Raw genomic sequence first — 10,037 nt, 5'->3', positions numbered from 1 at the left:
ATACCCGCTGCAACCGCGTTTGGGTAGGGCAATGTTCGCCTGCGTGGCTCCTAGCCTGGGGTTCGCCAACAGTATCTTGGGACGAGTTAAACCGGGGCTGTGTCTCACGAAAAGCGGTCGTTTGACCCTACTTAGTGAAACCCTTTGAAAGGGGTGCCCCTACAGGGCCAGGGGCCGAATCCGGTGTACGGGCACCCCTTGCGGGTGCCCTAGTGGGGTGCATACACGGAAGATGCAATCGCCCTGATTAACCTCCTGAGCCTGGCTTTAGGCTGCGAACCATTTGCCAGGCTCAAGAGGTTGGGTGCGTTTACCGTCCGACGATGGGCATGAAGATCCGCGTGCGTTCGTCGGTGAAGACGACCGTGGCGCGGCCCGGTACCGTGAAGGTGCCCGTGGCTGGGTCGAAGCGGGCACTGCGCACGACCGTATCAACCGATGTGCCCTGGATTGGGTGCAGGCGTAGCTGCGCGTCTCTGAGCGTTTCAGCGGTGAAACTGACTGGCTCGGGGGCTGCGTTGAAGAGCACGACGATCTGCTCGCGCTGCGGATCAAGGTCACGCGCACCGTCGTCGGTGATCCGCATCACGATCAGGCCCGGGATCTGGTCGGCCCCGGTGTTCATAAAGCTGACCTGGGCGATCACTTCTTCGGCGGTGCGCAGGCGGAAGAGCGGTGAGCTCTTGCGGATCTGCAACATCTCGCGGAAGTGGTAGTGACCAAGGTCAAGCTCGGCCCGTCCCGGCTTGATCTCCTCGCGTACGAGCACCGAGCGCAGGACGCCCCAGTTGTTGTTGTTCTCGCCCTGGGGCGGCAGACCCGAACCCCAACCATGCTCGTTGCGCATCCAGTCGATGCGGTTGAACCAGTCGCCCGAGTCGTAGCTGTTACGGTCGCCTGACTTCGAGCGGAGCAGATCCTGGCCGGCCTGGAAGAAGGGGATGCCCTGACCTAGCATCGCTACACTAACCCCCAGGTTGTGCATACGCACCCGGTCGGCTAGGGTCGCCGCCGCTGGGGCCTTCAACTGCACCGCGTCGAAGAAGGTCTCGTTGTCGTGGGCCTCGACGTAGGTGATGACCTCTTGTGGATCAAGCGTGTAGCCACCCGGTGCGCCGTTGTAGGTCACGTCTTCACCGTTGACGACCCGCCCGGTGCGGTTTTCCAGCGGGAAGAAGGCTAGATTGCCGGTCAAGCCTACGCGAATCAGGTCAGTCGCCTGCAGCAGGTTGTTACGCTGATCGGCTTCGCTGCCCTGGTTCAGGTCGTTCGGGTCGGTGAAGAGTCCGGTTGCGAAGCCCTGGCGTCGCGCACCCTCGCCACTGTCGAAGGGGCCACCCCCGCGTACAGCGTCACGTAGGCGATCAGAGAAGGTGGCGATCCCGGTACCCGCCATGTTGCGCTGGGTCGCGTTGATGCCACGCAGCCCGTCGGCCACCTCGCCAAAGTTCCAGCCCTCACCGTAGAGCAGGATCTTTGTGCCGTCTACGCCATCGTTCTCGAGCGTGAGTGCGTCAAGGGCCGCCCGTACGTTGAGCATGTTCTCGCGAGTGTGGTGGCCCATCAAGTCGAAGCGGAAGCCGTCCACCTTGTATTCGCGCGCCCAGAGCACCAGCGATTCGACCATGAGCCGTTCCATCATGGCGTGCTCGGTGGCCGTGTTTGGGCAACAGGTGCTGGTTTCGACCACGCCGTCGGCATTCAGGCGATGGTAATAGCCGGGGACGACGCGATCAAGCACCGACTTTTCACCCTGACCGGCCGCGTTGGTATGGTTGTAGACCACATCCATCACGACGCGCAACCCGTTCTCGTTCAGCGCCTGCACCATCTCGCGGAACTCGAGGATGCGGGGCGTACCGTTCGGGTCGGTGCTGTAGCTACCCTCGGGGACGTTGTAGTGGAAGGGATCGTAGCCCCAGTTGAAGCCGTCGAGATTGCGCACCTCGTTGCTGATGCGCTGCTGCTCTTCGCTATCGGGTGACAGGGCACGCAACTCGGGGAAGCGGTCGAGCAACTCGGTGCGGGCGTTGCGATCCTCGTTGACGGTTGCAATATCGAAGACTGGCAGCAAGTGGATGTGGGTCAGGCCATCCTCGGCTAGCTCGCGTAGGTGGCGCATGCCGTTGCTGTTGCGCTGCGTGAAGGCCTTGAAGGTGCCCCGCTGGAGCAACGGTACGCTCTCATCGGTGATGCTGAAGTCGCGCACATGCAACTCGTAGATCACGACATCCTCGAAGGCTTCGAGCGTGGGCTTGGCGGTCGTAGCCCATCCACTCGGCTTGAGCGTCGCGTTGTTCAGATTGACAATCTGGCTGCGTGTGCTATTGGTCGCCAGACTGATCGCGTAGGGATCGGTGACCTGGTTGGTCTCGACCTGGCCGGTACTCGGCACAAAGACGTTCACCTCATAAAGGTAGAACTGGTCTTCGCGGGTGGTCGGTAGTTCAATACTCCAACTGCCCGACGCGTCGTCGCGGGTCATGGCAAGCCGCTCCGGCGTAGTCACGACCGCCGTGTCAAAGAGCAGCAGGTTGACCTCCTGGGCCGTCGGTGCCCAGAGCCGCAGGGTGATGGCCTGGGCCAGTTCGAGCGCGCCGTAGCTCACGCCCATGGGCAGCGCGGCGGCGGCCTGGGCATAGAGATCGTCGAGCACGCCCGGGATCTGTACCCCGGTAACTTCGATCAGGCCGAGTTGGTCGTTGCGCGCCGCAACCCAGACCTGGCCGCGCAGAATGGCTTTGATCTGGTCGGCACTCAGGCTATGGGTCAGGCGAGCGTGGTCATTGCCGGCGAGATGCGGGAACTTTGTGGCGACCGCACCAGTCAGGCCGCTGCCGGCCAGGGTCAGCGGCACACTCGTGCCCCCCTGCACGGCACCATCAACCACACTCATGCCTCCGTTGGGGGCATAGTGCAGCGTGTACTCGACTTGGCTACTGGCCAGAATTGGCCACGCCAATGTATCCTGGCTCACCCAATGGGCGCGTTGCTTGCTCACGGCATTGCCCTGGCCCAGCGTACACCCGGCCTCCACCGGCAGGATGTAGGGGTAACGACCGGGCATATTCTGCAGCACCCAGATCTCGTGGCCGGTGCCATTCAGATCGAGGAACTGATCGGTCTCCTGATCCTTTTCGTTGCCACGGTGGAGGATGTAGGCCCAGCGCGGCGCATCAGGTTCGAGTGCAACCTGGAAACCAATCCCAAAGCTATCCTGGGGCAGATTGGGCTTGAAGGGCGTTTCCCAGGCGGGGTTAGGCGTCAAGGTTCCAGCCCAAAGATGCAGACCCCAGAAGTCGTTGAAGTTGGTGCTGGTAAAGTCACCATAGTCACCAGCCGGGCGATGGTAGCGCAACGTCGCCACATTCAGCGCCTGGCTCAGCGAGCGATTGTTCGCCTCGTCGCCACTGTTGACCCAGAGCGCAGGCTGCGAGGACGGGATGAAGGTGCGGTCAGGCTCGGTATCCTTGACCCCGTTGTTCATCACGATCACGCCGATCTGTTTGGTTGCGTCGGTCAACTGGATCCGCACAAAGCGCCCAAAATCGTCGGTGCCGGTAAAGGGTCGGTTGGCGGGCCAGGCGGTCTGTTCGCTCGGGTCAACCCCATCACCAAAGACATAGACACCCCAGCCGTCGTAGATGCCATCGGGGCGATTGTAATGCACGGTGATAAAGCCCTGGGCTTCGGCCTGCGACGCATAGATCGCCGCATCGCCACCCTTCAGGAAGATCTGCGGATTCTCTTGAGGGATGAAGCTCCGGTCGCCACCGGGGTCACGTGTATCGGGCACACTATCACCGCCGGGTTGGTGGACAATGAAATTGACCGGCTTGGTCGGATCTTTCAGGCGTACCCAGGCAAAGGCACCATAGTCGGTGCGCCCCAGGAACGGCTTGGGCGCATTCCAGTCAGTCGCTTCTTCATCAGCAATCGCATCGCCCCAGAGGTGCAGGCCCCAATCGTCGTAGTTGCCATCCTCGCGGTAGTAGTGGATGACGGCAAACTCGTACGCGACCGTACACACCGGCGGAATGCCCAGGGTCACGATGCTGGTGGCCGAATTGAAGTTGCCCTCGGGCCCGAGCAGGTCGGTCACGACAGCCTTGAAGGTGAGTTCAGCCCCGGCAGGCAAGCCCTGCGGATCAAAGAAGACCCGGTACGGCGCATTGGTATCAGTGCCCAGATGCTGGAAGGGAGCCCCATCAACGCTGACCGCAAACGAGACTTCGGCAAAGGCGTTGCCAGCGACACTGGCGGCCACCTCGATCAGGCCGGTTCCCAGCACAACCGTGCCACTGACCGGCCCCGTGAGACTGATCGCCGGACCAATTGGCGCAGCCGTGGGCGCTAGATTCGCCACCGGATCGCTCTGCTGCTGATAGACGACCACACTCAGGGCTGGTACGGTGATTTGCAGCCGACCATTGGCCCCGGTCACCACCGCGCCCTCGGCCCCATAGATCGCCGCAAAGGTCGTATCGGCAGCAAAGGTAGGAATGGTCACGGTGCGTTCAGTCGTCGCATTATTGGCCGCGACGACATACTCAACCTGCTGCTCACGGTCAATGCGCGAGAAGGCATAGACACCGCTGGCGTCGCCTTCAGCCAGACGCTCGATTTGGGCACCAACCTGCAGCGCCGGATGCGCCGTGCGCAGGGCAGCCAGGTCGGTCAGACCAAGGTAAAGCGGGTGGGTCGGGTCAAAGTTGTCGTCGGCGGTGGTCTTCGTGGTACCGATCAGGTCTTCGGCATTATAGCTTGCCACCTGGCTCGGGAACATATTCTGGCGAGCATCCTTATCGTTGCCATTGTCGTTCCCAGTGAAGCCCTGCTCGTCGCCGTAGTAGATGATTGGCACGCCACGGGCGGTGAACATCACCCCATAGCCAAGCAAGATCCGCTTGACGCGCAGCTCATCATCGGGATCCTGCGGTGTGCGCAGCCGATTGCCAAGGCGGCCCACATCGTGGTTACCGAGGAAGGTCGGCAGGTTGTAGGCGTTCTGCTCGGCAGTCGTGTAGAAGTCATCACCTTGGAAGAGACCCTGGAGCCGCCCGGGGCCGGCGCTGGTGGTGGCAAAATCGCCGACCGAGTAGTTGAAGTCAAAGTCAAGAATGGCCGGAAATTCACCTTCGCGGGTGAAGCGGCTAAGCACGGCGGGATTGCCATCAAAGACCTCGCCGAAAATGAAGAACTCAGGCTTGCCCTCAGTGGCGGCATGCGCCCGGATCGCCGGCACAAACTGCTGCCAGAACTCCATATTGACATGCTTGACCGTATCCACGCGGAAGCCATCAATGCCGAACTCACTGATCCAGAACTTGTGGATATCAACCATGCCCTGAACAACCTCGGGGCGTTCGGTAAAGAGCCCATCGAGACCAACGAAATCGCCGTAGAGGTCGCCCTCCGAGCCATCGAAGGCCGCGTTGCCGCGGTTATGGTACATCGTCGGGTCATTGAGCCAACTCGGCGTCTTGGCCGTCGCATCAGCGGGATCGGGGAAGAAAGGCCGTCGCGGGAAGCTGAAGCGATTCATCGCCGGAAAGCGCTCGGCAAAGAGAAAGTCACGGTCATCGAAGATATTGCCGCCGGCATCGCGATAGGGGGCGGCGGCCCGCGACACATAGGTCGTATTGCCGTCTTCGGGCACAATCACATCGGCGGTATGGTTGGTAATAATGTCAAAGAAGACCCGCATGCCCCGGGCCTGGGCCGCCTCGACAAAGGCCTTCATCTCGGCATTGGTGCCAAAATGGGGAGCGATCTGCGTGAAATCGACCGGCCAATAGCCATGATACCCCGCCGAACAATCGTCAATTGATGGCTCTTTGGTACGATCACACTGAACCGGCTTATTCTTGAACATCGGCGTCATCCAGATCGCAGTAACCCCAAGATTCTGGATGTAATCCAGGTTGGCCTGGAGCCCGGCCAGATCGCCGCCGTGGTAATAGCCCTTATTGGTGGGCAAAAAGCCGGTCTGAAGCGGATCGTCACCGACGATGCCACCGCGATCATTGGACGGCTCGCCATTGGCAAAGCGGTCGGGCATCACAAAATAGAAGATCTCGCCCTGATTGATGGGATCACTGACCGGGGGCTGGATCAAGGCGGCGTCTTCGGCAGGCGGCGGGGGCGGGGGCGTCGTCGCAATAACCTCGACGCTCACCGTATTATCGGCGGTATCAAAGCTAAAGACCACTTCAGCAGTATCTTCGCCCACCGTGAAGGGCACATTATTGCCGTTATCGCCATAGTTCGGATTGCCCCAATCCTCGTTGGTCGCAACCTTGAACTCGTAATTGCCGGCAGGAATGGCTTCACTGCGGAAAGTATAGACACCATCAGCATCCACATCGCTCATCAGCGTGCGCAGACAATCGGCCAGCCAATCGCCAGAACAGCCAAGTTCGCTATTGAAATCACCAGGAACGGTATAGATCGTATTGGCGAAGCTATTGGCGATGTAGTGGGTCTTGTGGTCATAGAAAAACCTGACCGAGGTTGTCGTGGTCAGGTTCAGCGTAAAGTTGGGGCCATTTTGCTGGAAATCACTGCCGTAGTTCTGGTCCCACGCGCCATTGAGCGCGATCTTGAACTCGTAATTGCCTGCTGGGATCGGGCCGAGCGTGCGGGCCCAGACCTCGTTGCCCTGATCTTGCAGGTCGTTGCCCTCGGGGGGTGTCGGGGTAACTGGCGTGACGCCGGGGTTCGTCGTACACCCGGGTTCCCAGTCACCGCCAGCGTTGCTGCTCGTAGCCGTGCAGCCAAGTTCGCTATTAAAACTCCCAGGAACCGTCACACGAGTAGGGGCAGCGGTGTGGTCAGCCAGGGTGAGGGGCGTCGCTGCCCCAGGGATCCCAAGCATGCTGAACAGGAGGGCAAACGCACAGAGGATCTGCACGGCCCGCCATGGCGTCCGACGTCGCATAGGTCGCTCCTTACAAAAAGACTTCAGCCCAACCGGGACGCAACAGCGCAATCCCGGAGACAGTAATACGTGGCTGAAGAATATACGGGCCGTAGCCCGCCCCCAACGCTGGGGTGATCAAAAGTTCTGTGAAGGATGCTGGATAGTTACATTAGGAATTATATGGCTTATCGTAGGGGCTTGTCAAGCAACAGCCGTGGGCGGCTAGGGCCATTGCATCATACGAAATCGGATACAACGGGGCACCCGCAAGGGGTGCCCGTACCGGCGCGAACCCGCATCCGGCGTAGGGGCACCCCTTGCGGGTGCCCTTGCGGGTGCCCTTGCGGGGGTGCCCTTGCGGGGGTGCCTACACGGAAGATGCAATCGCCCTGCGTAGGTGGCATCGGGCCATTGCAGCTTCTTCCGTCGCCGTAAACGGCTCGACTTTTGGTTTGACGCAAAGGCGCGCAAAGACGCAAAGATTGGAGCGTAGGAGCGCTCACCCTTCGCGCCTTCGCGTCTTCGCGTGAGCTTCTGTGCATGCTCTTGGAGTCGCATGCGCCGCGTAGCACCGATGAACGCGGCGTCTTCGCGGCGTAGCATAGACAAGACCATTTCGGTGGTACAATTACCTCGTAGCACAGGTATAGCGGGTATAGGTGGTAAAATGCTGTCTAGTTCATGTTGAGCGGCAATGCTTCAATGCCTGCGCAGTCTTCTCCATTGCTCTTCCAGGATCTTCCGCGTCCCACGTATAAAGTTGCATCCGCACATGCTTTCATCTACAATGCCTGCGGATAAAGCATAGCGCGTAGCCGCCAGCACAGCGCAGGAGCATCGCACAATGAACGAGCGCAAGAACCCCACCCCAGCCCTCCCAGCAAGCGGGGAGGGAGCAGTCTATCCTCGAAGCGGTGGCCTATCGCGATACCTGGGGCGATAACTGCGCTGCGCGAGCGGGCGATCACATCGCCGTTCGACTTCATCGACTTCTGGGCGGTTGATTTCACCTGGCGCGAGAACAAACCGTTCGAACATCACTGGCAGGACTTCCGCACCCGCAAAGACCGCTCGCTCAAAACCCGCACTGACACCGGCTGGAGCTACGCCGACACGGGCAGTTACTGGATCTGCGTCAAGGTGATCGACGTGTTTGGGGTGGATACGACCACGGTCATCGAGGTACGGGCCTGACTGTGCTTTCAAAGGAGAATCGTATGACCCTTGAAGAAAAAATTCGTGAACTCCCGAACGAGCTTCAGCGCGAAGTCGAAGATTTTGTCGAATTCTTGCTGGTAAAGCAGCGTCGCGCCGAACTTGAGCGCACCGCCATAGCAATGGGTTGGCCGGCCGGCTTCTTTGCCAGAATCGCAGGCTCGATCGACGATCCAACGTTTGTGCGTGGCGATCAAGGCGTAGCTGAAGAACGGCTGCCACTGGAATGATCTACCTGCTCGATACCAACGCCTGTATTCGCTACCTGCGCTCCCCTATATCATCGGTGGCGCAAAAGGTTGCTGCGACATCACCGGACGCGATTGCGATCAGCGCGATTACCGTGGTTGAGCTTGTGCGTGGCGCATACCGCAGCGCCAGGATGCAAGAGAATCTCAACCAGGTTCAAGCTATGGTCGCGCAGTTTATGTGCCTGCCGCTTGATCAAATGGTAGCCACGCATGCCGGAAGAATAGATGCCGAACTGATGGTAGGAGGTCTGCGCATTGGTCCGTATGATACGCTGATCGCTGCGACGGCGTTAGCACACAACCTTACACTGGTTACTCACAATACAGGTGAATTCAGCCGCGTTGTAGGATTACGCCTGGAAGATTGGGAGGCATGAGATGAAATCAATTATCGCCTACCGAACCCGGCGGCGGGACAGATATTCAAAAGCAATTCGGCGGCAGAGGAATGGCCGCGCTCTATGCCGAACTGCGCCAAGTCAACGACTTTCGCAACACTCGCGTTGCCCACATTGAAACAAAGCTCGATAACGCGGAGGAAGCGTGGAAGGCAATGATCGTCTGGCTGCGCTGCATTGACAAAATGGTCACTATGGCAAGCTAACGCATCATTCCCATATTATCGATGGCATTGCCGCCGAACAAGCGCATGCACCCGACGCCGCTACGCGGGCCCAAGATTCGGTGCGATTTTGAAGGTTGGAATCAACCGGAAAGCAGTTCTGATGTACATGGCGGCGCGGGTGATGCGCAGGCCGTTGGGCGGCAAACGGCGTTCGCCTATAAATCAAGCAGCATCCGGAGCGTTTCTTCAACACGCTCCATGGTGGCGACCGAAATACGCCCCCATGGATTACCTTTGAGGCGATCTTTGGAGATGGATCGCAGGGCATCACACAAAATTAGACTCTGGCTGCTCACGCCACCTTCCGGAGGAACAAGCGGAATATGTGCCGGAATACGGCGATCGGTGCGCGTTAAAGGAAGGACAAACACTAAGCCTGCCGGCCCATGATTAAAGAGATCGGTCGAAATCACCAGCACGGGTCGTGTGCCCGCTTGTTCGTGCCCACGGATAGGATTCAAATCGGCGAGCCAGATTTCCCCACGCGATGGTTCAGGACTCATGCCACGTCTCCTGTTCGTCGAGCCCATCAAGCAGGGTCGCGTCCCAATCGGCGCTCTCTGCCTCAGCTGCTGCGTGAACAGCAGGGTCCGATTGTGCGACCGCGTAGGCCGCATTCAACGCTTCGAGAAATTGGCGACGGCGATACTGCGCGAGCGCCTCTTCCAAGACTTGCTGCATGGATGTCCCTGCCTGACGGGCGAGCGTATGCAACAAGGTGCGCGTTTCGGACGAAACTCGGATGGTTGTCGTAGGCATGCGCCTTTCTCCTGTAGGTGTAGACGGAAGTATCTACAATAAGTATAACGTATTCTATCTACAGGTGCAACCAGCAACCATACGAGCAGACGCATCAAGCATACGCGATATACTTTACACAACGAACCGCTCTGTCATATAGGAGTAACATATCTGCTTCATGCGTGTCAATCGCAGCCCAACATGGCTAGGGCTACGTCAAAGTGGTAGGGACACCGATCAGGGCAAGTGCGGCCCCCACGGAAGCGGCGGTCGCGCGCACGGC

6 protein-coding genes are annotated in these 10,037 nt (G+C 59.5%); 3 read left to right on the top strand and 3 right to left on the bottom strand.

The window, feature by feature from the left end; all coding sequences use genetic code 11:
• Positions 1–310: 310 nt before the first annotated feature.
• Positions 311–6,940, bottom strand: coding sequence for a pullulanase-type alpha-1,6-glucosidase (pulA, locus tag A9Q02_RS04870; RefSeq protein ID WP_097651238.1), 6,630 nt, complete (start codon positions 6,938–6,940; stop codon positions 311–313).
• 1,199 nt (positions 6,941–8,139) lie between these two features.
• Here pulA and A9Q02_RS04860 point away from each other — a divergent pair.
• The 3 genes from A9Q02_RS04860 to A9Q02_RS24115 all read left to right on the top strand — a co-directional run bounded on the left by A9Q02_RS04860 (position 8,140) and on the right by A9Q02_RS24115 (position 8,992).
• The gene (locus A9Q02_RS04860; protein WP_097651237.1) at positions 8,140–8,367 is read left to right on the top strand and encodes a DUF2281 domain-containing protein; all 228 of its coding nucleotides are present in this window, start codon (positions 8,140–8,142) and stop codon (positions 8,365–8,367) included.
• On the top strand, positions 8,364–8,765 hold the full coding sequence (locus A9Q02_RS04855) for a type II toxin-antitoxin system VapC family toxin (RefSeq protein ID WP_097651236.1): 402 nt from the start codon (positions 8,364–8,366) through the stop codon (positions 8,763–8,765). Before A9Q02_RS04860 ends, A9Q02_RS04855 begins: the two co-directional genes overlap by 4 nt.
• A 71-nt stretch (positions 8,766–8,836) precedes the next feature.
• On the top strand, positions 8,837–8,992 hold the full coding sequence (locus tag A9Q02_RS24115; protein ID WP_167857383.1) for a hypothetical protein: 156 nt from the start codon (positions 8,837–8,839) through the stop codon (positions 8,990–8,992).
• A gap of 176 nt (positions 8,993–9,168) precedes the next feature.
• Here the strand turns inward: A9Q02_RS24115 and A9Q02_RS04850 are convergent, their stop codons facing one another.
• Both A9Q02_RS04850 and A9Q02_RS04845 read right to left on the bottom strand, forming a co-directional pair.
• Positions 9,169–9,516, bottom strand: coding sequence for a type II toxin-antitoxin system PemK/MazF family toxin (locus A9Q02_RS04850; protein ID WP_097651235.1), 348 nt, complete (start codon positions 9,514–9,516; stop codon positions 9,169–9,171).
• Complete coding sequence (locus A9Q02_RS04845) at positions 9,506–9,772, bottom strand: toxin-antitoxin system protein (protein WP_097651234.1); 267 nt, start codon at positions 9,770–9,772, stop codon at positions 9,506–9,508. The genes A9Q02_RS04850 and A9Q02_RS04845 overlap by 11 nt, the downstream gene beginning before the upstream one ends.
• Positions 9,773–10,037 lie beyond the last annotated feature (265 nt).

The organism is Candidatus Chloroploca asiatica, from assembly GCF_002532075.1.
GTDB classification, from domain to species: domain Bacteria; phylum Chloroflexota; class Chloroflexia; order Chloroflexales; family Chloroflexaceae; genus Chloroploca; species Chloroploca asiatica.
This window is presented reverse-complemented; position numbering and strand designations above follow the sequence as displayed.

What these genes read in the sequence shown, in the direction of transcription:
- pulA (WP_097651238.1), bottom strand. Translation starts at nt 6,940, where the DNA reads ATGCGACGTCGGACGCCATGGCGGGCCGTGCAGATCCTCTGTGCGTTT.
- A9Q02_RS04860 (WP_097651237.1), top strand. Translation starts at nt 8,140, where the DNA reads ATGACCCTTGAAGAAAAAATTCGTGAACTCCCGAACGAGCTTCAGCGC.
- A9Q02_RS04855 (WP_097651236.1), top strand. Translation starts at nt 8,364, where the DNA reads ATGATCTACCTGCTCGATACCAACGCCTGTATTCGCTACCTGCGCTCC.
- A9Q02_RS24115 (WP_167857383.1), top strand. Translation starts at nt 8,837, where the DNA reads ATGGCCGCGCTCTATGCCGAACTGCGCCAAGTCAACGACTTTCGCAAC.
- A9Q02_RS04850 (WP_097651235.1), bottom strand. Translation starts at nt 9,516, where the DNA reads ATGAGTCCTGAACCATCGCGTGGGGAAATCTGGCTCGCCGATTTGAAT.
- A9Q02_RS04845 (WP_097651234.1), bottom strand. Translation starts at nt 9,772, where the DNA reads ATGCCTACGACAACCATCCGAGTTTCGTCCGAAACGCGCACCTTGTTG.